At 65.6% G+C, this 24,112-nt stretch carries 22 protein-coding genes and 1 pseudogene; 4 read left to right on the top strand and 19 right to left on the bottom strand.

Translation table 11 applies throughout. From position 1 onward, the window contains the following. The 11 genes from flgJ to PKB_RS08055 form a co-directional block, all read right to left on the bottom strand. A complete protein-coding gene (flgJ, locus tag PKB_RS08105; protein ID WP_043250622.1) occupies positions 1–1,218 on the bottom strand; it encodes a flagellar assembly peptidoglycan hydrolase FlgJ in 1,218 nt (405 codons plus the stop codon). 10 nt (positions 1,219–1,228) lie between these two features. After that, positions 1,229–2,338, bottom strand: coding sequence for a flagellar basal body P-ring protein FlgI (locus tag PKB_RS08100; RefSeq protein ID WP_197539246.1), 1,110 nt, complete (start codon positions 2,336–2,338; stop codon positions 1,229–1,231). Between the two features lie 14 nt (positions 2,339–2,352). Next, positions 2,353–3,045: a flagellar basal body L-ring protein FlgH gene (gene flgH / locus PKB_RS08095; RefSeq protein ID WP_043250618.1), complete on the bottom strand. Its 693-nt coding sequence runs from the start codon at positions 3,043–3,045 to the stop codon at positions 2,353–2,355. Positions 3,046–3,103: 58 nt separating this feature from the next. Next, the gene (gene flgG / locus PKB_RS08090; protein WP_043250616.1) at positions 3,104–3,889 is read right to left on the bottom strand and encodes a flagellar basal-body rod protein FlgG; all 786 of its coding nucleotides are present in this window, start codon (positions 3,887–3,889) and stop codon (positions 3,104–3,106) included. A 46-nt stretch (positions 3,890–3,935) separates the two neighbouring features. Then, positions 3,936–4,679: a flagellar basal-body rod protein FlgF gene (gene flgF, locus PKB_RS08085; RefSeq protein ID WP_043250613.1), complete on the bottom strand. Its 744-nt coding sequence runs from the start codon at positions 4,677–4,679 to the stop codon at positions 3,936–3,938. Between the two features lie 192 nt (positions 4,680–4,871). Then, positions 4,872–6,179, bottom strand: a complete 1,308-nt coding sequence (gene flgE, locus PKB_RS08080) for a flagellar hook protein FlgE (protein ID WP_043250610.1) — start codon at positions 6,177–6,179, stop codon at positions 4,872–4,874. 31 nt (positions 6,180–6,210) lie between these two features. Next, positions 6,211–6,924: a flagellar hook assembly protein FlgD gene (gene flgD / locus PKB_RS08075; protein WP_043250608.1), complete on the bottom strand. Its 714-nt coding sequence runs from the start codon at positions 6,922–6,924 to the stop codon at positions 6,211–6,213. Positions 6,925–6,947: 23 nt separating this feature from the next. Continuing rightward, positions 6,948–7,391: a flagellar basal body rod protein FlgC gene (gene flgC, locus PKB_RS08070; protein WP_043250606.1), complete on the bottom strand. Its 444-nt coding sequence runs from the start codon at positions 7,389–7,391 to the stop codon at positions 6,948–6,950. 5 nt (positions 7,392–7,396) lie between these two features. Beyond that, complete coding sequence (flgB, locus tag PKB_RS08065; RefSeq protein ID WP_043250604.1) at positions 7,397–7,804, bottom strand: flagellar basal body rod protein FlgB; 408 nt, start codon at positions 7,802–7,804, stop codon at positions 7,397–7,399. Positions 7,805–8,388: 584 nt separating this feature from the next. Then, the gene (cheR, locus tag PKB_RS08060) at positions 8,389–9,216 is read right to left on the bottom strand and encodes a protein-glutamate O-methyltransferase CheR (RefSeq protein ID WP_043250603.1); all 828 of its coding nucleotides are present in this window, start codon (positions 9,214–9,216) and stop codon (positions 8,389–8,391) included. Between the two features lie 118 nt (positions 9,217–9,334). Continuing rightward, on the bottom strand, positions 9,335–10,267 hold the full coding sequence (locus tag PKB_RS08055) for a chemotaxis protein CheV (protein ID WP_043250602.1): 933 nt from the start codon (positions 10,265–10,267) through the stop codon (positions 9,335–9,337). Between the two features lie 67 nt (positions 10,268–10,334). Here PKB_RS08055 and flgA point away from each other — a divergent pair, with 67 nt between their 5' ends. From flgA to PKB_RS08035, 4 genes are all read left to right on the top strand, one after another. Beyond that, on the top strand, positions 10,335–11,093 hold the full coding sequence (flgA, locus tag PKB_RS08050; protein WP_043250601.1) for a flagellar basal body P-ring formation chaperone FlgA: 759 nt from the start codon (positions 10,335–10,337) through the stop codon (positions 11,091–11,093). A 132-nt stretch (positions 11,094–11,225) separates the two neighbouring features. Next, positions 11,226–11,543, top strand: a complete 318-nt coding sequence (flgM, locus tag PKB_RS08045) for a flagellar biosynthesis anti-sigma factor FlgM (RefSeq protein ID WP_043250600.1) — start codon at positions 11,226–11,228, stop codon at positions 11,541–11,543. 52 nt (positions 11,544–11,595) lie between these two features. Next, on the top strand, positions 11,596–12,063 hold the full coding sequence (locus PKB_RS08040) for a flagella synthesis protein FlgN (RefSeq protein ID WP_043250599.1): 468 nt from the start codon (positions 11,596–11,598) through the stop codon (positions 12,061–12,063). A gap of 128 nt (positions 12,064–12,191) precedes the next feature. Further along, complete coding sequence (locus PKB_RS08035) at positions 12,192–12,896, top strand: flagellar brake protein (protein WP_052355207.1); 705 nt, start codon at positions 12,192–12,194, stop codon at positions 12,894–12,896. A gap of 35 nt (positions 12,897–12,931) precedes the next feature. Here PKB_RS08035 and PKB_RS08030 read toward each other — a convergent pair whose 3' ends face one another. The 8 genes and pseudogenes from PKB_RS08030 to PKB_RS07995 form a co-directional block, all read right to left on the bottom strand. Continuing rightward, positions 12,932–14,245 (bottom strand): MFS transporter, encoded by a 1,314-nt coding sequence (locus PKB_RS08030; RefSeq protein ID WP_043257047.1) that lies wholly within the window; start codon positions 14,243–14,245, stop codon positions 12,932–12,934. Positions 14,246–14,432: 187 nt separating this feature from the next. Further along, positions 14,433–15,671 carry a glutamine synthetase family protein gene (locus tag PKB_RS08025; RefSeq protein WP_167333389.1) on the bottom strand — a complete coding sequence of 413 codons (1,239 nt, stop codon included), beginning with the start codon at positions 15,669–15,671 and terminating at the stop codon, positions 14,433–14,435. 318 nt (positions 15,672–15,989) lie between these two features. Further along, on the bottom strand, positions 15,990–17,600 hold the full coding sequence (locus tag PKB_RS08020) for an inorganic phosphate transporter (protein WP_043250597.1): 1,611 nt from the start codon (positions 17,598–17,600) through the stop codon (positions 15,990–15,992). A 275-nt stretch (positions 17,601–17,875) separates the two neighbouring features. Beyond that, positions 17,876–18,773: pseudogene (ppk2, locus tag PKB_RS08015) on the bottom strand (polyphosphate kinase 2). A gap of 105 nt (positions 18,774–18,878) precedes the next feature. Further along, a complete protein-coding gene (locus PKB_RS08010) occupies positions 18,879–19,898 on the bottom strand; it encodes a transporter (protein WP_043250596.1) in 1,020 nt (339 codons plus the stop codon). 99 nt (positions 19,899–19,997) lie between these two features. Further along, entirely contained in the window at positions 19,998–21,128 is a 1,131-nt protein-coding gene (locus PKB_RS08005) for a TIGR03364 family FAD-dependent oxidoreductase (RefSeq protein WP_043250595.1), read from the bottom strand. Between the two features lie 137 nt (positions 21,129–21,265). After that, entirely contained in the window at positions 21,266–22,288 is a 1,023-nt protein-coding gene (locus tag PKB_RS08000; protein WP_043250594.1) for a putative 2-aminoethylphosphonate ABC transporter substrate-binding protein, read from the bottom strand. Between the two features lie 110 nt (positions 22,289–22,398). Next, complete coding sequence (locus PKB_RS07995) at positions 22,399–24,111, bottom strand: putative 2-aminoethylphosphonate ABC transporter permease subunit (protein WP_043250593.1); 1,713 nt, start codon at positions 24,109–24,111, stop codon at positions 22,399–22,401. Position 24,112: the final 1 nt, after the last annotated feature.

The following is a 24,112-nucleotide window of genomic DNA, read 5'->3' as shown; positions in this document are numbered from 1 at the left end:
TTAGAGCGTCCGGGTCGGCGCGTCGGCCATGGCGACGGACTGGTAGACCTGCATCTGCTTGGCGATCTGCGACACCTTGCGCGCGTATTGCGGGTCGGTGGCGTAACCGGCGCGTTGCAGTTCCTTCATGAATTGGTCGGGGCGCGCGGTGGAATCCAGCGCGCCCTGATAGCGGTCGTTGTTCTGCAGGAAGCTGACGTAGTCCTGGAAGCTCTGCTCGAAGGAGTTGTAGGCGCGGAACGAGGCCACCTCCTTCACTTGCTTGCCGTTCTCGTACTCGCTGGTCACTGCGCGCGCCGAGGCGCCGTCCCAGTTCGAGCCGCTCTTCACGCCGAACAGGTTATGGCTGCTGCTGCCATCGCGCTGGGCGATCATCTTCTTGCCCCAGCCGGTTTCCAGCGCGGCCTGGGCGACCAGGTAGCGCGGATCGACGCCAATGCGCTTTGCGGCGCGCTCGGCCATCGGCATCATGGTGGCGACGAAGTCGTCGGCGGAGGCGAACATCGGCTTGCCCGGCTTGACCGACATTTTGGCGCTGGAGGCATCGGCACTCGCCTGGCTGGCATCCTGCTGCGCGTCATAGGCCTTGCCCTGGCGCCAGTTGTCGTTGCCCAGAGACTGCCCTTGCGTGTCGCTCGCGGCCTTGGTGTAGGCGCCGCTGATGCCGGCGACCTGGCGGTCGCTGAGCTTGCCTGGCAGCGCCAGGCGACGGGCGTTCAGCGCGGCGCGGTCGTCGCGGCCGGCGGCCGGCACCGGCAAGGGTTTGCCGCTGGAAGACCACAGGCTCTTCGCCTGCTGGCGCTCGCCGGAGGCCTGGGTCTGGCTGGTGGCGTCGGCCTGCGCCTGGGTCTTGGCGAAGGGGTTGTCGCCGGTGTGGCGCACGCCCTGCATCTTGTCCATCTGCTTGACCAGCATGTCGGCCAGGCCGATGCCGTGGCCGTTGCGCGACAGGCTCACCGACAGCTGCTGGTCGTACATGTCCTGGTACTGCTTGCCAGCCTCGCTGTTCATCGGGTTGTCCTTGGCGAACACCTCGTTGGCCGAGCGCATCGACTTGAGCATTTCGTTCATGAACAGCGACTCGAATTCCTGGGCCACCTTGCGGATGTTGCCCTGGCTGTTCTTGTCGCCGGTCTTGAGCTGGCTCAGGCGATTGAGGTCGGTGAAGGCCTGGCTGTCGCCGCTGGTGGTACCGGAATTGAGCAGTCGTGCGTCCATGGTGGCGTCCTCAGATGACGATCAGCTCGGCCTGCAACGCGCCGGCCTGCTTGAGGGCTTCGAGGATGGCCATCAGGTCGCTGGGCGCCGCGCCGACCTGGTTCACCGCCCGGACGATCTCGTCGAGGGTGGTGCCCGGGCCGAACTTGAACATCGGCTTGGCTTCCTGCTGGGCGTTGACGGTGGAGCGCGGCGTTACCGCGGTCTGGCCGTTGGAGAATGGCGCCGGCTGGCTGACCTGGGTGTCTTCGGTGATGGTCACGGTGAGGCTGCCGTGGGTCACGGCGGCCGGCGAGACGCGCACGTTCTGGCCGATGACGATGGTGCCGGTACGCGAGTTGATGATGACCTTGGCCACCGCCTCGCCGGACTGCACTTCGAGGTTCTCCAGCACCGACATGTAATCGACCCGCTGGTTCGGATCCAGCGGCGCGCTGACCCGCACGGAACCGCCGTCGATGGCCTGGGCAACGCCCGGGCCGAGCATGTCGTTGATGCGGTCGACGATGTGCTTGGCGGTGGTGAAGTCCGGACGGTTGAGGTTCAGGGTCAGGCTGTTGCCCTGGTCGAAGCCGCTCGGCACGGTACGTTCGACGGTAGCGCCGGAAGGAATGCGCCCGGCCGACGGCACGTTGACGGTGATTTTCGAACCGTCGCGGCCTTCGGCATCGAAGCCGCCGACCACCAGGTTGCCCTGGGCGATGGCGTAGGTCTGGCCGTCGATGCCTTTCAGCTGGGTCATCAGCAGGCTGCCGCCGCGCAGGCTCTTGGAGTTGCCGATGGACGAGATGGTGACGTCGATGGTCTGGCCCGGCTTGGCGAACGGCGGCAGGTCGGCATGCACCGACACCGCGGCGACGTTCTTCAGCTGCACGTTGCCGCTTCCCGCCGGCACCTTGATGCCGAACTGCGCCAGCATGTTGTTGAAGGTCTGCAGGGTGAACGGGGTCTGCGTGGTCTGGTCGCCGGTGCCGTTGAGGCCGACCACCAGGCCGTAGCCGATCAGCTGGTTGCTGCGCACGCCCTGGATGCTGGCGATGTCCTTCAGGCGCTCGGCCTGGGCGGCGAACGCCAGGCAGGACAGGCCGAGGACAAGGAGCAGGCGAGAGAACATCGACATCTCAGGTCACCCCGTCAGAACGGCCACAGGGGGCTCAGGAAGAAGCGGTCCAGCCAACCCGGCTGGCTGGCGTCGGCGAAGGAGCCGGTGCCCGAATAGGTGATGCGCGCATCGGCGACCCGGGTCGAGGACACGGTGTTGTCGGTGGCGATGTCGTCGGCGCGGATCAGGCCGGCGATGCGCACCAGCTCATTGCCGGTGTTCAGCGTCATCCACTTCTCGCCGCGTACGGCGAGGATGCCGTTGGGCATGACTTCGGCCACGGTCACGGTGATCGAGCCGGTCAGGCTGTTGCTCTGCCCCGCCGAGCTGTCGCCCTTGGATTCGCGGCTGCCGTTGTACTCGGCGCCGAGGTTCAGGCTGCCACTGCCGAACGGGTTATCGGTCGACGGTGTGCTGCCGAACAGCGAGGTCACGCCCAGCTTGTTCTTGCTGTCCTTGGAGACATCCGAGTTGGCCTTCTTGCTCGCCTGGGTCTTCTCGTTGAGGGTCACGGTGATGATGTCGCCGACGCGGAACGCCTTGCGATCGCCGTAGAGGTTGTTCTCGAACCCGGACTGATAGATGGAACCGTTGTTCTGCGCCGCCGGCATCGGGGTACGCGGCATGACCGGTGCGTAGTAGGGATCGTCCGGCTTCGGCGGAGGACTGACGCAACCAGCCAGTGCGGTGATCGCCAGCAGCGGAAGGACGTGGAAACGGTTCATTGCAACTACCTCTCGGGGAGAGCTTTCAACTACCCGGGCCTCGCGGCCCGGTCACTCATCACAGGTTCTGGCTGATGAAGCCCAGCATCTGGTCGGCGGTGGAAATCACCTTGGAGTTCATTTCGTAGGCGCGCTGGGTGGTGATCATGTTCACCATCTCTTCCACCACGCTGACGTTGGAGTTCTCCAGGGTGTTCTGCTGTACGGTGCCCAGGCCGTTGAGGCCCGGCGTGCCGACTTGCGGCGCACCACTGGAAGCGGTCTCCAGGAACAGGTTGTTGCCGTTGGCCTGCAGGCCCGCCGGGTTGATGAAGTCGGCGGTCTGGATGTTGCCGATCACCTGCGGCGTGGAGTTGCCGGCGACGGTGACCGAGACGGTGCCGTCGGTGCCGACGGTGAAGGTCTGGGTTTCTGCCGGGACCACGATGGCCGGCTCCAGGGCGTTGCCGTTGGAGGTGACGATCTGGCCGTCGGAGTTCAGGTGGAAGCTGCCGTCGCGGGTGTAGGCGACGGTGCCGTCCGGGGTCAGCACCTGGAAGAAACCACGACCGTTGACCGCCATGTCCAGCGGGTTGTCGGTGGTCTGCAGGCTGCCGGCGGTGAAGTTCTTCTGGGTGCCGACGATGCGCACGCCGGTGCCCAGCTGCAGGCCCGAGGGCAGTTGGCTGTCCTGGGTCGAGTTGGCGCCGGGTTGACGCTTGATCTGGTACAGCAGGTCCTGGAACTCGGCGCGATCGCGCTTGAAGCCGGTGGTCGAGACGTTGGCCAGGTTGTTGGAAATGGTGGTCAGGTTCATGTCCTGGGCGGCTAAGCCCGTCTTGCTGACCCACAGAGCCGGAAGCATGTCGGTTCTCCTCGGGCGTCGGATTCATGACGCCTCTACCGGGTGATTAGCTAATTTGCAAAACCTTTGCCGCCGCCTGGGAGTCATCCTCGGCGGTGCGCATCATCTTCACGTGGAGCTCGAACTGGCGGGACAGCGCGAGGATCGAGGTCATCTCTTCCACCGCGTTGACGTTGCTCGATTCGAGGAAGCCGGACTGCACGCTGGCATTGGCGTCGGCCTGTGGCGCCGGCTGGCCCTGGGCGACGCGGATCAGGCCGTCGGCGCCCTTCTCCAGTTGCTTGGGGTCCGGAGTGACCAGCTTGATGCGGTCGACGGTGGCCAGCGCGTTGGGGTTGTTGCCCTGGCCGCGGATGGTGATGGTGCCGTCCTCGCCGATGTCGATCTTCTCTTCCGGCGGCACGGCGATCGGCCCGCCATTGCCCAGCACCGGCATGCCGTCGCCGGTACGCAGCTGGCCGAGCGCGTCGATTTCCAGGCTGCCGGTGCGCACGTAGGCTTCACCGCCGTCCGGCGCCTGCACGGCGATCCAGGCATTGCCCTTGGCAGCTACGTCGAGGTCACGTCCGGTTTCCTGCAGGGAGCCGCCGCTGAAGTCGGTGGCCGGGCGTTCGCTCATGGCGTACACACGCGCCGGAAAACTGTCGCCGAAGACCGGCATGGCACGCGCCTGCTCGAAATCCCGACGGAATCCGGTGGTGGAAATGTTCGCCAGGTTGTTGGCGTGGGCCTGCATCGCCAGGGTGTTCTGGCTGGCCCCGCTCATGGCGACGTAGAGCATTCTGTCCAAGGTGATCCTCCAAGGCCGGGTCGGTTTCCCGGCGCTGCTGGAGGTACTTCAGCAAGGGCTGTGCCAAATCTGAAAAATAAGAATAAAACGCTGATATGAAAGGAAAAAACAAAAACAGAAGGCTCCCGAGGGAGCCTGAAGGGAGCGCTGGCGGCGACGGACTGCCGCCAGCGGCAAGACGCCTTGCCGCAATCAGCGGATGTTGATGATCGCGTCGGAGATGGTGCTTTCGGTCTGGACCGTCTTGGCGTTCGCCTGGTAGTTGCGCTGCGCCACGATCAGGTTCACCAGCTGCGCGGTGAGGTCGACGTTGGATTCTTCCAGCGAACCGGAGCCCACCGAACCCAGGGTGCCGGAAGTCGGTGTGCCCACCACTGCCTCGCCGGAAGCCAGCGACTGCTTCCAGCCGGTGTTGCCCACCGGGGTCAGGCCCTGGGTGTTGGCAAAGTTGGCGAGAATCACCTGGCCGATCACCTTGGACTGGCCGTTGGTGTAGGTGGCGTACATCTGCCCGTCCTCGGCCACCGACAGGCCGGACATCTGGCCTGTGGAGTAGCCGTCCTGGGTCACTGCGGTGACCGCGAAGCTGGCGTTGGTCTGGGTGGTCTTGGTGAAGTCCATGTTGATGCCGCCGGAAGCGGCCGCCGCGCCGTTGGCACCCCAGGTCACCGGATTGGTGTTGGCGTTGGTGACCGCGGCCGGCACCCAGCCGTTCAGGGTCAGGCTGTTGTCGGCGTTCACCGTCAGGTCGGTGGAGCTGATCCCGGTGAGCTGGCCGGCGCTGCTGAAGGTGAGCTGGGTGGTCATCGGCGTGGTGCTGGCCGGGTTGGTCGGCGAGCGGCCGTCAACCAGGCTGTACATGCTCCAGTTGTTGCTGCTGTCCTTGACGAAGTAGTTCGTCATGGTGTGCGAGTTGCCCTGGGAGTCGTAGATATCCACCGAGGTCGACCAGTTGTAGGTGTCCGAGTTGGTCGCGTCGAACGGCGTGGTGGTCGGAGTGGTGGCCTTGGAATTCAGGCTCAGGGTCGAGGTGATCTTCGAGGTCGGGCTCGGCGGCTGGTTGGCAGTATCGACCTTGAGGTCGGTGATCACGCCGTTGACCACCGAACCGGTGGAGCTCACGCCGTAACCCTGCAGGCGGTTGCCAGAGCCGTCGATGATGTAGCCGGCGGCGTCGGTATTGAAGGTGCCGTTACGGGTATAGATGCGCGAGCCGTTGTCGCTGGTCATGAAGAAGCCGTTGCCGCTGATGGCCAGGTCCAGGCTGCGACCGGTGTTGCTCAGGTTGCCCTGGGTGAACTGCTGGGACACCGACTGGGTGATGACCCCGCTGCCCACGGCATTGCGCCCGGTGCCGAGCATGGAAGAGGCATAGAGGTCGGCGAACTCGGTGCGCGACGACTTGAAGCCGGTGGTGCCGACGTTGGCGATGTTGTTGCCGGTCACGTTCAGGTCAGTGCTCGCGGCGTTCAGTCCACTCAGGGCGGTATTGAAAGACATGGATCAGCTCCCGTGCCGAAGGACGGCGTGATTATTTGCCAATGGTCTGGATGCTGGAGGCCGAGACGGCGCCGATGCCAGCGAGATTGAGGGTCATGCTCGCGCCGTTCTGGCCCAGCGTGACGCTGTTCACCGTCGCCGGCAGGTAGGTGGTCAGCGCGGTGCTGGTGCCATCGATCGTCGAGGTGGCCTTGAAGGTGTAGGCGCCGGCATCCACCAGGTTGCCGCTGTCGTCCTTGCCGTCCCACTTGAAGTCGATGTTGCCGCTCTTCTGCGTGCCCATGTCGATGGTGCGCACCAGGTCGCCGTCGGCGTCGTAGATCTTCACCGCGGTGCCGTCGCCGGCCGAAGGCATCACCAGGGTGCCCGCGACACCGGCAGTCGGATCGTCGAGCTGGGCCTTGCCGGAGGCGACTATCACTGAGCGGCCGACCAGCGACGAAGCCTGCAGGGCCTGCGAGGACTGGAAGGAGGAGTAGAAGGAGCCCAGGGTGGTATCCAGGTTCTCCATGCTCTCCAGGCTGCTGAACTGCGCCAGCTGCGACACGAACTGGGTGTTGTCCTGCGGGTCCAGTGGGTTCTGGTTGTTCAGCTGGGTGACCAGCAGCTGCAGGAACGAATCCTTGCCCAGCGAGCTGGTGCCGGTTTCCGCAGTCGAGCTCGACGAACTCGACGAGCCGGCGTTGAGTGCCGACAGGATCGAGGCGCTGGAGCTGCTGTTGGTGGCGCTGGAAGTGGTGGTCATTTTCTATCCTTCGAGGCGGCGACTCACTGACCCAGGGTCAGCACCTTCTGCATCATCTGCTTGGCGGTGTTCATCATTTCCGCATTGCTCTGGAACGAGCGGCTGGCGGAGATCATGTCGGCCATCTCCTGCACCACGTTGACGTTCGGGTAGTACACGTAGCCGTTGGCGTCGGCAGCCGGATGGTTCGGCTCGTAGCGCGGCACCAGCGGGCTCTGGTCCTCGACCACGCCGAGCACCTGCACACCGCTGCCGGCCTGGTTGTTGCCGTCGTCGAACAGCGAGCCCTGGTCGCCCTGGGCCTGCTGGAACATCGCGGAGAACACCGGATGGCGCGCGCGATAGGTCTGATCGATGCTCGAGGACACGCTCTCGGCGTTGGCGAGGTTGGAGGCGGTGGTATTCAGACGGGTGGTCTGGGCACTCATGCCGGTACCGGCGATGTTGAAGACACTGGCCAGAGACATGGCGATCACTCCCCGCGAATGGCGGTCATCAGACCTTTGAACTTGCTGTTGAGGAAGGTGAAGCTGGCCTGGAACTGGGTGGCGTTCTCGGCGTACTTCGCCTGCTCGACCTGCGCGTCGACGGTGTTCTGGTCGAGCGCGGGGTTGGCCGGAATGCGGTACTTCAGCGCGTCGTCGCTCAGGCTCACGCCGTCGGCTTCGATGTGCCGGGAGTTGGTGAGCGTGGTGGCGAAGTTGCCGCGCTGGGCATTGCCGGACTGGGCCGCGAGCACCGAGGCGAAATCCATGTCGCGCGCCTTGTAGTTCGGCGTGTCGGCGTTGGCCAGGTTGTTGGCCAGGACCTCGGCGCGCTGTGAGCGGAAGCTGAGGGCCTGCTGATGGATGCCGAGGGCGGTATCGAAGCTGATGCTCATGGTCACGAACCTGTTTGCCGGTGTGGGCTTGCCATCACTTCAGCAAGGTGCGTGCCAATATTTGAAATCCTTTTAAATCAAGGCATTGAGATGAAATCGGGAGCGGCAAGAGGCGGCAAATCGCGGCAAGCGGCAAGGCATTTCCGCCCGGCGGCAAGGGCGCCCTGCCCTTTGGGCGGGGTGTTCGAGCTCCGCTCGCAGCTTCCCGTGATCTCCGCGAGTGCGAGGCTGCGCCTGCGAATTTTCGCGGACAAGGTCCGCTCCTACAGTCGCGCATCGAGCTTCCCTTCCAGGTCATGCAGGAGCGGATTCATCCGCGAAAATTCTCGCGCCAATTTGAACCTGTAGGAGCGCGCCATGCGCGCGATTCGCGGCCATGGGCCGCTCCTACAGGGATCACGGTGCCGTACGGTTCACGGATGAATCCGCTCCTGCAGGCTGACGCCGGGATTTCCGCACACGCCGGACAGCCCCCTCTCCCGCTTGCGGGAGAGGGTTGGGGAGAGGGAGAGATCGGATCGGCAACAGACCGATAGGCCTGCACCAGATGCACGGGCCGGCCGCAACGCCGGTCCGGCCACGGCCTACTTGGCCTTGTAGATGATCCCCGGGTTGCACTGGACCATCTGGTAATGATCCGGCAGGCCGTTGAGCGCTTCGGAGGCGCCGAGGAACAGGTAGCCGCCCGGCTTCAGCGCGGCGTGCATGCGCAGCAGGATGTCGCGCTTGATCTCGGCGGAGAAATAGATGAGCACGTTGCGGCAGAAGATCAGGTCGAACTTGCCGAGGCTCGCGTAGCTGTCCAGCAGGTTCAGCGCGCGGAACTCGACGCGGCTCTTGATTGCCGGCTTCACTGCCCAGCGTCCCGGCCCCTTGGCGTCGAAGTAGCGCTGCAGGCGCTCCTGGGACAGGCCGCGGCCGATCGCCAGGCTGTCGTACTCGCCGGCGCGGCAAGCGTTGAGCATGGAGCCGGAAAGGTCGGTCGCCACGATCTGCACGCCGGCCTTGAGCTGGCCGAGGTTGGTCTTCTCGAACTCGTCGATGGTCATCGACAGCGAGTAGGGCTCCTGGCCCGACGAACAGGCCGCCGACCAGATGCGCAGGCGCTGTCCGGGACTGGCCTTGATGCTCTCGGCCAGCACGCGGTTCTTCAGCACCTCGAAGGGATAGGTGTCGCGAAACCAGAGGGTTTCGTTGGTGGTCATGGCATCCACGACCAGCTCGCGCAATTGACCGCGCGACGGGCCCTGGATCTTCTGCACCAATTCGCCGAGCGTCTTGATGCCCTGCTGTTCCATCAACTTGTTCAGACGGCTGGCGACCAGGTACTGCTTGTTGGCACCCAGCACGATGCCACAGGTCTTTTCCAGGAAGTCCCGGAACAGCTCGAATTCCAGATTGGTTGATGTCACCTATGAACGCCCCTTTGTGTTGGCCCGATGCCCACTGCGGCACCGTGCAGGCCGGAGTCGACCCCGGCCTTGGACGGCACTGGGGCCGCCCGTGGTCACCTTGCGGGTGTTCCCCGTGTCAACGTGCGTCGAACGCGCGAATCCGTTCGGCTACTCGTGCCGCCAGGTCGTCCGGACGGAACTTGGCCAGGAAATCGTCGGCGCCGACCTTCCTGACCATCGCCTGGTTGAACACCCCCGACAACGAAGTATGCAGGAGAATATGCAAATCCTGCAGTCGCGGATCATGGCGAATTTCTGCTGTCAGCGTGTATCCGTCCATCTCCGGCATTTCGATGTCGGAAATCACCATCAGCAGTTCTTCGCCCGGCTTGCCGCCGGCATCCAGCATCTGTTGAAGGTAGTCCAGCGCCTGGCGGCCGTCATTGAGCGCCAGCACTTCGACACCGACAGTTTCCAGGCAGCGCACCAGCTGCTTGCGGGCCACGGAGGAGTCGTCCACCACCAGCACGCGTTTGCTGATCGCGCGAGCCTGGGTATCGGCATCCACGACGCCCTCGGAGATTTCCTCGCTGGTCGGCGCGACTTCGGCGAGGATCTTCTCCACGTCGATGACTTCCACCAGCTGCTTGTCCACACGAGTGACCGCCGTCAGGTAATGATCGCGGCCGGTGCCCTTGGGCGGCGGATGGATCTCGCCCCAGTTCATGTTGACGATGCGTTCCACCGAGTGCACCAGGAAGCCCTGCACCTTGGTGTTGTACTCGGTGATGATCACGAAACTGTTTTCGATATCGCGCAAGCCGCGGCGGCCGGTGGCCAGCGACAGGTCGAGGATCGGGATGGTGCCGCCGCGGATGTTCGCCACACCGCGCACCACCGGACTGGACTTGGGCATCACGGTCAGGCGCGGGCACTGCAGTACCTCTTTCACCTTGAACACGTTGATACCGTAGAGCTGGCTGCCATCCAGCCGGAACAGCAGTAACTCGAGACGATTCTGGCCAACCAGCTGCGTGCGCTGGTTGACCGAATCCATGACTCCGGCCATTGCGCCTCCATTTGCCGCCGCAGCGCGATTCCACGCCAAGCGGCACGAGCATTGCTTGGATCGTTGCATGAAACAGTCAACGACATTTTTCCGACAGTCCCGAAAACGCGTCCGGACACTCTGCGGAGTTCTGGGGGCGACCGGCCTGTTCGGACTGGGCATGGCCCAGGCAGAGGACTTCACCGCTCCCGAAATCCTTATCGGCTCGACCCAGGGGTTTCTTGAGTTCAAGGTTGAAGATTATCTACGTAACAGCGGCATCGACGCACGCTACGAAATCGAAGTGGCGCGCCTCGATCCGCGCCTGCGCCTGGCGCAATGCGACAAGGACCTGTCGCAGTCGCTGGAAAGCCCGGCGCAGCCGCTCGGCCGGGTGACGGTGCAGGTGCGCTGCGACGGCAGTTCGCCGTGGACCGTGTACATCCCAGCCACCGTGCACCTCTATCGCCAGGTGGTGGTGACCACCCAGCCGCTCAAGCGCGACCACGTCATCGAGCCGGGCGACATCAGCGTCGTCGAGCGCGACGTCGGTCAGCTCAGCCAGGGCTACCTGACCGAACCGGACCGCGCCGTCGGGCAGAAGCTCAAGCGTCCGACCACCAACGACCAGGTGCTCGCCCCGGTATTCCTGGAGCAGGCAGCAGTCGTTCACAAAGGAGATCAGGTGGTGATTCGAGCCTTGACCGGCTCGGTCACCGTGGCCATGCAGGGCGAGGCCCTGGCCGATGGCGTGCCCGGCGAGCAGATTCGCGTGCGAAACCTCAGTTCGCAGCGCATCATCAAGGCCCAGGTGGTGGAGGCCGGAGCGGTTCAGGTAGCGCTCTAGTGACGGAAGTCTGGCGCTGACGCGCCAGCCTTCACTAAACTGTGGGAAGACGCACAAAAAGTCGCCCTAAAGTTTTCCCGGCGGCGGCCGAAACCTTTGGCAAGCGTCCTGAACCCCCAGAGGCTAAATACCATGGTCATCGACTTCAACCGGCTGAACAATGCCAGCGCTCCGGCCAGTACCGGCAGCACCGGCAAGGCCAAAAGCGGCCCGAGCGAAGCCGCCGGTAGCGAACCGACCGCCAGCACCCCGGCCCAAAACAGCGGTGAACCCGTGCAGCTGAGCAGCACTGCCCAGCAACTGCAGAAAGCCAGCGACCAGCTGAAAGACCAACCTGTCGTCGACTCGGAAAAGGTCGCGCGACTGAAGCAGGCCATCGCCGATGGCAGCTACAAGGTCGACAGCCAGAAAGTCGCCGGCAAACTGCTCGACTTCGAATCCCAGCGCTGAGCCCTGGCGCCAGCGCCGGGAACTCCTTGGACGCCCAAGTACCGAGCCCGAGATGCCCAACGCCCCCCTGCTCCACCTGTTGACCGAGGACATCGGCGCCGCCCAGCGGCTGCTGCAGCTCATCGAGGACGAACTCCAGGCCCTCGAGGCCCGCGACCTCGAACGCCTGCAGAGCTTGCTCGACGCTAAGCTGCCGCTCCTGCAGCAGATGGAGAACAACGGCCGGCAGCGCAGCCAGCTGCTGCAACAGGCCGGCGTGAGCAGCGATCGCCAGGGGCTCGCCGAGCTCGCCGCGCTGGGTAGCGTGGCTGCCGATACGCTCGCGCGCAGCGACGAACTGGGCGAACTGCTGGAGCAATGCAAGCAGGCGAACCTGCGCAACGGCCGGGTCATCCGCAGCAACCAGCACGCCACCGGCCGTCTGCTGGACATCCTGCGCGGCCAGGAAACCCCCAGTCTCTACGACCGTCGCGGCAGCGCCACCCAAGGCAATCGCCAGCGCCCTCTCAGCCAGGCCTGAGTTCTAGTATCGGCCTCGGCGTTACGGCACAATGCCGTCGCCCCGTGCAGCTCATAACAACCACAATTGGAGACCCAAGGACCGTGTCGAGCCCGTTCGCCGAGGAAAATGGCCCACAACCGCCGAAGATGCTCAAGGCACCTGTGGAGATTCAGGCCAACCTGCGAACCCTCATGGAAAGCCACGATCCCCTGGTCATCACCTTCGCCGAGCGCAACCAGCGCTTCCAGAGCTTCGTCGTCGCCGTCGAGCGCGAGCGCAACCGCATCGCCCTGGACGAGCTCATCCCCAATGACGGCGAGCGCTACATGCAGAACGGCGAGGCCTTCCGCATCGAGGCTTTCCACGAAGGCGTGCGTATCGCCTGGGATTGCAAGCAGGGCGCACAGATCAGCGAACTGGACGGCTCGCGCTGCTACTGGCTGCCGTTCCCCGCGGAAATGCTCTACCACCAGCGCCGCAACGCCTATCGCGCAGCGATCCAGCAGGGTCAGCCGGTAACGGTGGAGCTGTGTGGGCAGAAACTCAAGGCAGCGGTTACCGGCACGCTGCTGGATATCTCCGCCACCGGCTGCAAGGTGCGCTTCGGCGGCAACGTGAGCGAGCGCCTACAGACCGGCCAGGTCTACGATCGCTTCATCGCACGCCTGCCGTTCGGTGCCATCACCGTGGAAGTCGAACTGCGCCATGTGCACTTCGACGAAAAGGCCGACGTGAGCTTCGCCGGCCTGCGCTTCCACCGCATGAGCGGGCTGGAGCAGCGCCACATCGAGCGCTTCGTCTACCAGCTGCAGCGCGAAGCGCGACGCTTCGAGAAAGACGAGCTGTTCTAGTCGGCGCCCGCCATTCGGCGGGCGCATCCCCTGCCCTAGCCCGGGCGACTTTCCTCTTCGGCTTCCGGCATCGGCGCCTTGGCTTCGGTCGGCTTCATCTGTTCTGCCACCGCCGCGTTGGAGACGCGCGGGTCGAGCGCCGCCGACAGCGGCGAGCTGGCCAGGCTGTCCGGCGTCGGCACGTGCTTCACCGGCGCCTCGTCGACCCGGTGCAAGCCGCTGACCTTCTCCGGATGCACGCGCAGGATGAGGATGCAGGCGCAGGCCGCAGCGAAGGCATAGAGCATGTTCGGCCCGAACTCGCGCATCAGCGCGCCGGCCACCAGCGGGCCGATACAGGCGCCGACGCCGAAGGTGACCAGCAGCATGGCGGTCAGCGACACCCGCCGCTCGCCCTCGACGTGGTCGTTGGAGAAGGCCACCGCCAGCGGATACAGGGTGAATTGCACCAAGCAGACGACGAAGCCCATCGGCAGCATCGCCTCCATCGGCCAGGACGGCAGAATCGCCAGCGGCAAGGCGGAGATCAGCAGCAGGATCGCGGCATTGCGGATGAGCATGGCGCGGTCGTAACGATCCGAAAGCCAGCCCAGCGGCCACTGCACCAAGAGGCCGGCGAAAATGCACACGCCCATGAAGACGCCGATCTGCTCGACGCTCAGGCCCTGGTCGGTGGCGTACAGCGGCGCCAGGCCGTAGAAGGAACCGATCACCAACCCGGAAACCAGCACCGTGGTCAGCGACTGCGGCACCCGCTTGAGGAAGAAGCGCGGCTCAAGCGGCGCCGGGCGCATGGGCGCCGGGTGGACCTTGTGGGTGATCGACACCGGGATCAGCGACAGGGCGAAGGACAGCGCGATCATCATCGGCATGTCCGGGCCCAGCCCCGGGTGCAGCACCAGGATCAGCTGGCCGGCCACCAGGCCCAGGTAGGAAGCGACCATGTAGCCGGCGAATACCGCGCCGCGCTGACGGGCTTCGGCCTGCTCGTTGAGCCAGCTCTCGATGACCATGTACTGGCACATCATGCCCATGCCGATGAGCATGCGCAGGACCAGCCAGCCCTCCGGCCAGTGGGTCAGGCCGATGCCCAGCACGGCTGCAACCACCAGGCCGCCGCAACCGCCGTAGGCGCGGATGTGCCCGACCCGGGCGATCAGCCGGTGGCCGATCTTGCCGCCGAGCACGAGGCCGGCGTAGTAGGCCGCCATCATGGCGCCGATCCAGAGGCCGTCGACCTTCTCCGCCGCCAGGCGTAATCCGAGGTAGGTACTCAGCAGGCCGGAGCCGGTGAGCAAGGCGATAGTGGCGAAATAAAGCGCACGGAAGGCAGTGAAAATCCGCATCAGACCTCCGGGTCCATCATGGGCGGGCAAGTGGCCGCCCTACTGCACAAAAGCGCCCGCGGCGAGGCGGGCGTTGGGCTACCAATCTAGAGCCTGGTGACCGGCGAGTCGAGTCCATTGACGGCGACGCAGCAGAAGCTGTCGTCGCCGGGTAAAACGGCGGCAAGCCCTTGCCGCCGCGATTGCTGGATCAGGCCTGGGCAGCCAGGACCCGACGCTCCCACGGGGTGATTTCGTCGAAGAAGCTCAGCAGCTCCATTTCCTTGGTCGCCGCATAGCCGTCGACGAACTCGGCACCGAACACTTTCCGGGCCAGTTCGCTGCGTTTGAGGCGCTGCAAGGCGTCGTACATGGTGCACGGCAGCAGCAGCTCGTCGGGCACCTGGAACTCGCCCTGGATGGGCGCGCTGGGCTCCAGCTCGTTCTCGATGCCGTGCAGGCCGGCAGCGAGGCTCGCGGCAATGGCCAGGTAAGGGTTGGCGTCGGCGCCCGGCAGGCGGTTCTCCACGCGCCGCGCCACCGGCGGGCTGGCCGGGATGCGCAGGCCGGCGGCACGGTTGTCGTGCGACCAGCAGGCGTTGTTCGGCGAGGCGTAGGGATGGCAGAGGCGCTGGAAGGAGTTCACGTTGGGCGCGAACAGCAGGGTGAAGTCGGCCAGGCAGGCCTGCTGGCCACCGATGAAGTGACGGAAGGCCGGCGTGGCTTCGCCATTGGCGTCGCTGAAGATATTGCGCCCTTCCCCATCCACCACGCTCTGGTGGATGTGCATGGAACTGCCCGGCGTGTGCGCCAGCGGCTTGGCCATGCACACCACGATCAGCCCGTGCTTGAGCGCCACTTCCTTGAGCAGGTGCTTGAACAGGAAGGTCTGGTCGGCCAGCAGCACCGGGTCGCCATGCAGGAAGTTGATCTCGAACTGGCTGGTGCCCATCTCGTGCATGAAGGTGTCGCGCTCGAGGCCGACAGCTGCCATGCAGCGATAGACGTCTTCGAAGAACGGACGCAGGCCATTGTTGGACGACACGCTGAACGCCGAGTGGCCCATCTCGCGCCGACCATCGAGCCCCAGCGGCGGCTGGAACGGCTCGTGCGGATCGGGGTTGGGGGCGAAGACGAAGAACTCCAGCTCGGTGGCGACGACCGGCTTCCAGCCGTGGGCGGCGTAGCGCGCCACCATCTGCTTGAGCAGGCCGCGGCTGGACAGCCCGGACGGCTTGCCGTCGAGTTCCACCGCATCGCAGATCGCCAGGGCTCGCGGGCTGTCGCTCCAGGGCAGGCGGTGCACCTGGGTCGGCTCGGCGACCAGCGCCAGGTCGCCGTCGTCGCTGCCGTAGAAGCGCGCCGGCGGGTAGCCGCCCATGATGCATTGCAGCAAAACGCCACGGGCCAGTTGCAGGCGCCGCCCGGAGAGGAAGCCCTCGCCGGTCATCACTTTGCCGCGCGGCACCCCGTTGAGGTCGGGGGTGACGCATTCGATCTCTTCGACTCCAGCCAGGCGCTCGGCGAGCGGGCTGCGTCCTTCGCTAGTCATGACTTCTTATCCTTGTAGTACGCGTCGCACAGGACGTGCGACCTGTACAAAATACGCACCGCTCGTTCGATATATCAAGCACACAAAAGGGGAGATTCTGCCTTGCGGGTGCGCGCGCACCTACAGACAAACACTCGCACTTCGTAGGAGCGAGCTTGCTCGCAAACCCAAACGAAAACGCCGCCCCAAAGGCGGCGTTTCTAAACCGGGCGGCCGTCAGAACAGCCGGGTGAACAGCCAGTACAACGAGGCCGACAGCACCATCGCCGCCGGCAGGGTCAGCACCCAGGCCATCAGCAGGTTGCGCAGGGTGCGCATCTGCAGGCCGGAGCCATTCGCCGCCATGGTCCCGGCCACGCCCGAGGACAGCACGTGGGTGGTCGACACCGGAAGGCCGTACATGTCCGCCGCGCCAATGGTCAGCATCGCCACCACTTCCGCCGAGGCACCCTGGGCATAGGTCAGGTGGGTCTTGCCGATCTTCTCGCCGACCGTCACCACGATGCGCTTCCAGCCGACCATGGTGCCCATGCCCAGGGCGATGGCCACGGCGACCTTCACCCACAGCGGGATGAAGCGTGTGGCGTCGTCGATCTTGCCCTTGAAGGCCAGCAGGCGCGCTTGGGTGTCGGCGTCGAAGTTGCCGACCTTGTCCTTGTCGATCAGGCGGATCGCCTCGGAGGCGAGGTACATGTCATTGCGCACGTTGGCCATCGCCTCGGCCGGCACTCGCGCCAGGCTGCCGTAGTTCTTCACCTCGCTGCCGATGCTGCCGGTCAGGCTGGCCAGCGAGGGCAGCAGCGCGGAAGTCACCTGGTGGGTACGGATGTAGTCGGACAGCACCGGCCGCGGGTCGGCCGGCGCGGCTCCGGGCGCGCTGCGCTGCAGCGACTGCTGGGTGGCCTCGGCGAGGACCACGAACTGGGTGGTCTGGTCCGCCGGGATGGTGCGGTTCAGCGCATAGGCCATGGGCACGGTGCCGATCAGGATCAGCATGATCAGGCCCATGCCCTTCTGCCCGTCGTTGGAGCCGTGGGCGAAGGACACCCCGGTGCAGGTCAGCACCAGCAGGCTGCGGATCCACCATGGCGGCGGCGTCCTGGTCTTCGGCGCCTTGTACAGCGCACGGTTCTTCACCAGCAGGCGCAGCACCAGCAACAGCAGGGCCGAGAAGACGAAGCCGATCAGCGGCGAGAGCAGCAGCGAATAGCCGACCTTGGTCGCCTGCGCCCAATCCACACCGGAGGTGCCGTCACGACCGTGCATCAGGGCGTTGGCCACGCCGACGCCGATGATCGAGCCGATCAGGGTGTGCGAGGACGACGCCGGCAGGCCGAGCCACCAGGTGCCCAGGTTCCAAAGGATCGCGGCGATCAGCAGGGCGAAGACCATGGCGAAGCCCGCCGAGGAACCGACCTGCAGGATCAGCTCCACCGGCAGCAAGGCGATGATGCCGAAGGCCACCGCGCCGCTGGAGAGCAGCACGCCGAGGAAGTTGAAGCAGCCGGACCAGACCACTGCGAAGTGCGGCGGCAGCGAATGCGTATAGATGACCGTGGCCACTGCGTTGGCGGTGTCGTGGAAACCGTTGACGAACTCGAAGCCCAGGGCGATCAGCAAGGCCACGCCGAGCAACAGGAAAGGCGTCCAGGTGGTGACCGCGCTGGCGACGTCGTCGACGTCCTGGATCAGGCTCCAGGCGGAGAACAGCAGACCGGTGGCGAGCAGCGCGTAGAACACCAGGGCGGTGAGCCGGCCGGGTTTGCCGTCGAGGTGAGGCCGGCCGGCGGTGGCAACGGCGTCGCTGGCCAGGGAATCGGTAGTCATGCGGCAGTCCTGCTTGCGGGAGATGACCGCGCCAGCATGCGCGGCGAGTGTGACAATTCATGTCCCGGGAGTTGGCGTAGGGCGTACAACCGTTCGCGGTTGTACGCCGCTACACCGCGCTAATCGCCATTACCACGGCTGATCCGGACGCCTCTAAATGTAGGAGCGAGCTTGCTCGCGAACCTCTTACCGGCCACGCCGTCGCAGGCCTGTTCGCGAGCAAGCTCGCTCCTACGAAAAGCACCGTGCCCGTAATCGACGAGCGCGGACCGCAATCAATAAACCTCCGGCACCATCATTTGCTTCGGCGTCGGGATGCGCACGTAGTCCTTGTTGCGCTGCCGTGCCGGCAGCTGCACCGCCGGGTGCTCGATGTCCTCGTAGGGAATCTGCCCGAGCAGGTGGTGGATGCAGTTCAGCCGCGCGCGCTTCTTGTCGTCGGCCTGCACCACCCACCAGGGCGCCTCCTTGATGTGGGTGCGTTCGAGCATGATTTCCTTGGCCTTGGTGTAGGCCTCCCAGCGCCGCCGCGACTCCAGGTCCATGGGGCTGAGCTTCCACTGCTTGAGCGGGTCGTGGATGCGGCTGAGGAAGCGCAGGTGCTGCTCGTCGTCGCTGATCGAGAACCCAGTACTTGATCAGCTGGATGCCCGAACGCGCCAGCATGCGCTCGAACTCCGGCACGCTGCGGAAGAACTCCTCGTACTGCTCGTCGCTGCAAAAGCCCATCACCCGCTCGACCCCGGCGCGGTTGTACCAGCTGCGGTCGAACAGCACGATCTCCCCCGCCGCCGGCAGGTGCGAGACGTAGCGCTGGAAGTACCACTGGGTCTGTTCGCGGTCGTTCGGCGCGGGCAGCGCGGCGACCCGGCACACGCGCGGGTTGAGGCGCTGGGTGATGCGCTTGATCACACCCCCCTTGCCCGCCGCGTCGCGGCCTTCGAAAAGAATCACCACCTTGTGCCCGCTCTTCACCACCCAGCTCTGCAGCTTCACCAGCTCGCCTTGCAGGCGGAACAGCTCGCGGAAGTAGCGGCGCCGGGCGTTCTTTTCCTCATCGTCGTCGGGAATGTGCTCATCGAACAGCGCGTCGAGGCTGCGCATGTCTTCCAGCAGCTCCAGCTCCAGCTCTTCGTCGCTCTGGTCGAGCAATTCGCTGTGGATGCGGTGCATCAGGCTTTCATCGATCAAGGTCATGGCGGCACCTCGCAAGTAGGAAATTTCTTACTTTCAGCCTAGTAGAACCCGATGTCAGGCCGGTGACGGATCGAGCGCCGGTCAGGCGTCGTCGCGCTTGCGGAAGGCCCAGCGCCAGGCCAGCAGGGTGAAGCTCGCCACCAGCATCACCAGCACCCAGAAACCGTGCGGATCGCTGGCCAGCGGGATGCCACCGACGTTCATGCCAAAAAAGCCGGCGACTATGTTGATCGGCAGCGCCAGCACCGTGACCACCGTGAGGGTGAACAGGGTGCGGTTGCTCTGCTCGTTGATCTGCGCGGCGATCTCTTCCTGCAGCAGCTTGATGCGTTCGCCCAGCGCGGTGAGGTCGTTGATCACCAGGGAGAACTCCTCGGTGGCCTCGCGCAGGTCGAGTACGTCAGCCTCCTTCAGCCAGCGTGGCGGCCGGTTCAGCAGGCGCAGCAGCGAGCTCGGCTCCAGCGCCAGCAGGCGTTGCAGGCGCACCAGCACGCGACGCATGGCGCCTAGGTCGGCGCGGTTGTCGGAGAGGTTCTGCGACAGCAGGCGGTCCTCGATGTTGTCTACGCCGACAGTGGTCTCGCGGACGATCTGGGTAAGGATGTCGCCCTGGTCGCGCAGCAGATGCACCAGCAGCTCCACCGGCGAGCCAAAGCTTTCGCCATGGCGCACCGAGGAACGCAGGCGATCCACCGAGCGCAGCGGCTGCATGCGCGCGGTGATCAGCAGACGGCTACGCGCGCAGACCCAGAGTGTCGCCACGTCCGACGAGACGCTGCCAAAGTTGAACACCACGTCGTTGACTACCGCGAGCAGCGCCCCGTCGACGTGCTCGATGCGTGTCGAGCGCGAGCCTTCGCGCAGGGTTTCGAAAAAGGTATCCGGCAGGTCCAGGTTCGACTTCATCCAGCGCTCGCAGGCGACATGGGCGAGGTTCAGGTGCAACCAGACGAATTCCTCGCCCTCCCCCGGCGCCGCCAGCCAGCGCAGCGCGGCATTGGAGTCCAGCTCCTGGCCGCGCTCGCCGGGGCGGAAGCGGTAACCGTAGAGCAACCCGAACAGGTCGGAATCCCAGGGGTCCTGGGCAAAGCGTTGGTTCATGCGCGCTCGCTGAAAGTGGCATCGCCCTGGGCCGGGCCGGCGGCCTTCCTGCTTAACAGATCGGCATGACTGTCCGGTGACAGGGCGATGACAGCGGCCTTAGCCGAACAGCCCGGCGATGGTTCGTTCGCCCAGCGCCGGGCCCACGCTCATGCCGACGCCGGTGTGCATCAGCACCGCGCTGATCCCCGGCTCGATCGCCAGCTGCGAGAACGGCGCCGGCCCGCGTGCGCCGTACACGCCCTGCCAGCGTTCGAGCACCTCGACGCGCATGCCCAGGGTGTCCTCGGCCAGTTCGAGCATCAGGCGGTCCACCGCTTCGGCGTTGAACGGCGAGGCATCGCTGCCGTAATCGTGGGAATCGCCGATGATCAGCTCGCCGTGCGGCGTCGGGCTGATCAGCAGGTGAATGCCGTAGGTGTCCAGCTCCGGCGCCTCGCGCAGGATCTGCTGGCGAATAGCCTCGGCCTCCGGCAGCTCGGCGAAGGCGCCGTAATGCACGCAGCTCAGGCCGGTGAGTACCGCGTGGCCCAGGCCGATGTCGCGCTCGGCGCGGGCGCGCAGCATCTGCAAGCGGCAGACCTGAGGCTTGAGCACGGCCATCTGCTCGGCCAGCAGCGTCTGGTAGTCGTGGCCCGAGCAAACCACGATGTGCCCGGCGCGGAATTCGCCGGCAGTGGTGCGCAACACGCCCGGTTCGATGTCGCGAACCAGCGTGGAGAAATGGAACTGCACGTCGTGCTCGCGACGCAGCCAGTCGATCAGCGCGGGCAGCGCCTCGCGGGAATACAGCTGCTGGTCGTCGAGGCTGTGCAGGGCTGCGCGGTGCTTGCTGAAGGCGCCGTCATAGAGCTCATCCAGCGCGGCGCCGCGCAGCAGTTCGGCGCGGTAGCCGTGGGTCTTCGCGCGGCCGGCGATGAAGGCTTCCAGCAGCGCTTCCTCGGCTTCGGTACGGGCGAACAGCAGCGAACCGTTACGGCGGATGGAAAAACCGGCGCGCTCGGCCCATTCGGCCCACAGCGGCCGGCTGGCCCGCGCCAGCTCCAGCATCGGGCCCGGCGGCTGGCCACCGACCAGCGCCTGGCCGAAGTTGCGCACCGAGGCGCCCAGCGGCGTGGCGCTGCGTTCGAAGACGGAAACACGCAAGCCGCGACGGGCCGCGGCATAGGCATGGGAAAGACCGAGGATGCCGGCGCCGACGATGGCGACGTCGCTGTGCGGGTGATTCATGGCGGGAAATCCTTGCAAGCGAAAAAGGCCCGGACCGGCCCGCCCGCCGCTGGCGAGGGGTGGGCGGCGCTAGCGCACCGTCCTGCCGACAAATCCCCCCGCCGTCGGCGAGGGGCCGGTCATGGGCGAACGCGGGGTTACTGCTGGGCGACCTTCTCCGACTTGCCGTCGTAGCGCTTGCGCCATTCGTTGAGGATGTTGTCGCGGTTCTTCGAGGCCCAGGCGAAGTCGTTCTTGATCAGGTGCTGCTCGTAGTCCGCCGGCAGCTCGGCCTGCGGCTTGGCGATGCCCGGCTGGGCCAGCACGGCGAAGTTTTCCTTGTACAGGTCCATGGCCGCGGGGCTGGCGGAGAAGTCGGCAAGTTTCTTCGCCGCGTCCAGGTGCGGAGTGCCCTTGATGATGCCGGTGGCCTCGATCTCCCAGCCCAGGCCTTCCTTCGGCAGGATGATGTCCAGCGGCGCGCCCTGGCGCTTGAGCTGGATGGCCGGGTACTCGAAGGAGATGCCGATCGGGAACTCGCCGGCGGCGGCCAGCTTGCACGGCTTGGAACCGGAGTGGACGTACTGGCCGATATTCTCGTGCAGCTTGTCCATGTAGCCCCAGCCGTTCTTCTCGCCGAAGGTCTGCAGCCAGGCGGAGACGTCGAGGAAGCCGGTGCCCGAGGAAGCCGGGTTCGGCATGACGATCTTGCCCTTGTATTCCGGCTTGGTCAGGTCCTGCCAGCTGGTCGGCTTGGGCAGGCCCTGTTTCTCGGCCTCGGCGGTGTTGAAGCAGATGGTCGCGGCCCACACGTCCATGCCCACCCACGCCGGCGGATTGGCCGGGTCACGGTAGTTCGGGCCGATCGCAGCAAGGGTCTTGGGCGCGTATTTGTCGAGCATGCCCTGCTGGTCGAGGATCGCCAGGCTGGAAGCGGCCAGGCCCCAGACCGCGTCGGCCTGCGGACGATCCTTCTCGGCCAGCAGCTTGGCGGTGACGATGCCGGTGGAGTCGCGCACCCACTTGATCTCGACGTCCGGGTTCTGCTTCTCGAAGGCCTGCTTGTAGGCGGTCAGTTGTTCCGGCTCGAGCGCGGTGTAGACGGTCAGTTCGGTGGCGGCGCTGGCGTGCAGGCTGGTACCGGCGAGTACGGCAGTGGCGAGGGCGAGACGTTTGAACATGGTGCGCTCCTTTTATTTACTGGGTCCCCGCGTTCGCGGGGATGACGGGTGCGTTCGCGGGGACAACGGGTGCTTTCGCAGGGACGACGGTCAGTGCAACAACAGGGAAATCAGTGGCCGGGCTGGCGCCAGGCCTGCGAGCGGCGCAACAGGCCGCGCGAGGCCAGGGCCAGCAGCAGCGAGGCGGCGGCCGAAGTAAGCAGGATCAGGGTGGACATGGCGGCGGCGCCGCCGACGTTGCCGGAGTCGTCCATGTTCAGCACCGCCACCGCGGCGAGGATGCTGTCCGGGCTGTAGAGGAAGATCGCCGCCGAAACCGTGGTCATGGCCGCGACGAACAGGTAGCGGACGATGTCCAGCAGCGCCGGCAGGCAGATCGGCAGGGTCACCTTCAGGTAGTGGCGCCACAGCGGCATCTTCAGCGACAGCGCGGCGGCCTCGAACTCGCCGTCGAGCTGGCGCAGCGCGGTGGTCGCGGTCATCTGCGCGGTGGTCAGGTAGTGCGCGATGGTGCAGACCACCAGCAGGGTCATGCTGCCGTAGAAGATGTGCAGCGGGTTGCCCGGCAGGTTGAAGAAGAACACGTAGCCCAGGCCCAGCACGAGGCCCGGCACCGCCATCGGCACGAAGCAGAGCATGCGCAGCAGCTGGTTCAGCCAGGCCTGCTCGCGGGTCTTCTCCAGCAGGTAGGCGCCGGTGAAGATCAGCGCGCCACCGAACAGCGCGGTGCAGGTCGCCAGCGTCAGGCTGTTGCGGTAGGCCAGCCAGCCGCCGCCAGCGGTCTCCTCGAAGGCATAGTGCTTGAGCGACAGCGACAGGTTGTACGGCCAGAACTTCACCAGCGAGGAGTACACGGCCATGCCCAGCACCGTCAGGATCACCGCGCTGACCGCCAGCACCACGCCGAGGTAGGCCAGGTCGCGACCGGTCGAGGGCTTGGGCTGGTAGACCTGGGCGCGGCCGCTCATCGAGTCGCCCTGGCGGCGACGCAGCCAGGCGTCCACGGCGAAGCTGAAGATCGCCGGCAGCAGCAGGAGCATGCCGATCTGCGCGCCGCGGCCGAACTGCTGTTGGCCAACCACCGCCTTATAGGCTTCCAGGGCCAGTACCTGGTAGTCGCCACCGACCACCACGGGCACGCCGAAGTCGGTGATGGTCAGGGTGAAGACCAGGCAGAAGGCAGCGAACACGCCCTGCCGCGAAGCCGGCCAGGTGATGCTGCGGAATGCCTTCCAGGGGCTGGCGCCCATGCTCGACGCAGCGTCGAACAAGCGCGCATCGGCCAGCGACAGCGCCGAGAGCAGGATCATCAGCGCATGCGGGAAGGTGTAGATGGCCTCGCCGAGGACGATGCCCCAGAAGCCGTAGATGTTGTCCGGCACCCAGCTGCGCAGCAGGCCCTGGTTGCCGAACAGGTAGATCAGCGCGATGCCCGGCAGCATCGACGGCGCCAGCAGCGGCAGCAGGGAAATCCCCCGCCACAGGCCCTTGGCCGGAATCAGCGTGCGTTGCAGCGCATAGGCGAAGACATAGGCAGTCGGCACCACGATGGCGGCCACGCTCAGCGAGACCTTGAGGCTGTTGCCCAGCAGCCAATGGAAGTTGGCGCTGCGCAGCAGTTCGGCCATGGCTGCAATGCCCGCGCCCTGTTGCGCTGTGCCGCTGAAGCCACGCCAGAAGATCGCCAGCAGCGGCAGCAGCACCGCCAGGGACAGCAGCGCGAGCAACAGCAGCTTGCCGCCGAGGATGAACAGGCGGTCGCCGAGGTCGCTGGGCGCACGCTCGGCGGCCAGGGTCTGCTCGTGTTTCATCACCGCATCCATC

Source organism: Pseudomonas knackmussii B13 (assembly GCF_000689415.1).
Classification (GTDB): domain Bacteria; phylum Pseudomonadota; class Gammaproteobacteria; order Pseudomonadales; family Pseudomonadaceae; genus Pseudomonas; species Pseudomonas knackmussii.
Note: the sequence above shows the minus strand (reverse complement) of the source record. Positions and strands in the feature narration are given on the sequence as shown.

What these genes read in the sequence shown, in the direction of transcription:
- flgH (WP_043250618.1), bottom strand. Translation starts at nt 3,045, where the DNA reads ATGAACCGTTTCCACGTCCTTCCGCTGCTGGCGATCACCGCACTGGCT.
- PKB_RS08020 (WP_043250597.1), bottom strand. Translation starts at nt 17,600, where the DNA reads ATGACTACCGATTCCCTGGCCAGCGACGCCGTTGCCACCGCCGGCCGG.
- flgC (WP_043250606.1), bottom strand. Translation starts at nt 7,391, where the DNA reads ATGTCTCTGGCCAGTGTCTTCAACATCGCCGGTACCGGCATGAGTGCC.
- PKB_RS07995 (WP_043250593.1), bottom strand. Translation starts at nt 24,111, where the DNA reads ATGGATGCGGTGATGAAACACGAGCAGACCCTGGCCGCCGAGCGTGCG.
- PKB_RS08005 (WP_043250595.1), bottom strand. Translation starts at nt 21,128, where the DNA reads ATGAATCACCCGCACAGCGACGTCGCCATCGTCGGCGCCGGCATCCTC.
- PKB_RS08040 (WP_043250599.1), top strand. Translation starts at nt 11,596, where the DNA reads ATGCCCAACGCCCCCCTGCTCCACCTGTTGACCGAGGACATCGGCGCC.
- PKB_RS08025 (WP_167333389.1), bottom strand. Translation starts at nt 15,671, where the DNA reads ATGACCGGCGAGGGCTTCCTCTCCGGGCGGCGCCTGCAACTGGCCCGT.
- PKB_RS08035 (WP_052355207.1), top strand. Translation starts at nt 12,192, where the DNA reads ATGCTCAAGGCACCTGTGGAGATTCAGGCCAACCTGCGAACCCTCATG.
- PKB_RS08000 (WP_043250594.1), bottom strand. Translation starts at nt 22,288, where the DNA reads ATGTTCAAACGTCTCGCCCTCGCCACTGCCGTACTCGCCGGTACCAGC.
- flgG (WP_043250616.1), bottom strand. Translation starts at nt 3,889, where the DNA reads ATGCTTCCGGCTCTGTGGGTCAGCAAGACGGGCTTAGCCGCCCAGGAC.
- flgD (WP_043250608.1), bottom strand. Translation starts at nt 6,924, where the DNA reads ATGACCACCACTTCCAGCGCCACCAACAGCAGCTCCAGCGCCTCGATC.
- flgJ (WP_043250622.1), bottom strand. Translation starts at nt 1,218, where the DNA reads ATGGACGCACGACTGCTCAATTCCGGTACCACCAGCGGCGACAGCCAG.
- flgA (WP_043250601.1), top strand. Translation starts at nt 10,335, where the DNA reads ATGAAACAGTCAACGACATTTTTCCGACAGTCCCGAAAACGCGTCCGG.
- flgB (WP_043250604.1), bottom strand. Translation starts at nt 7,804, where the DNA reads ATGAGCATCAGCTTCGATACCGCCCTCGGCATCCATCAGCAGGCCCTC.
- flgM (WP_043250600.1), top strand. Translation starts at nt 11,226, where the DNA reads ATGGTCATCGACTTCAACCGGCTGAACAATGCCAGCGCTCCGGCCAGT.
- PKB_RS08100 (WP_197539246.1), bottom strand. Translation starts at nt 2,338, where the DNA reads ATGTCGATGTTCTCTCGCCTGCTCCTTGTCCTCGGCCTGTCCTGCCTG.
- flgE (WP_043250610.1), bottom strand. Translation starts at nt 6,179, where the DNA reads ATGTCTTTCAATACCGCCCTGAGTGGACTGAACGCCGCGAGCACTGAC.
- PKB_RS08055 (WP_043250602.1), bottom strand. Translation starts at nt 10,267, where the DNA reads ATGGCCGGAGTCATGGATTCGGTCAACCAGCGCACGCAGCTGGTTGGC.
- PKB_RS08010 (WP_043250596.1), bottom strand. Translation starts at nt 19,898, where the DNA reads ATGAACCAACGCTTTGCCCAGGACCCCTGGGATTCCGACCTGTTCGGG.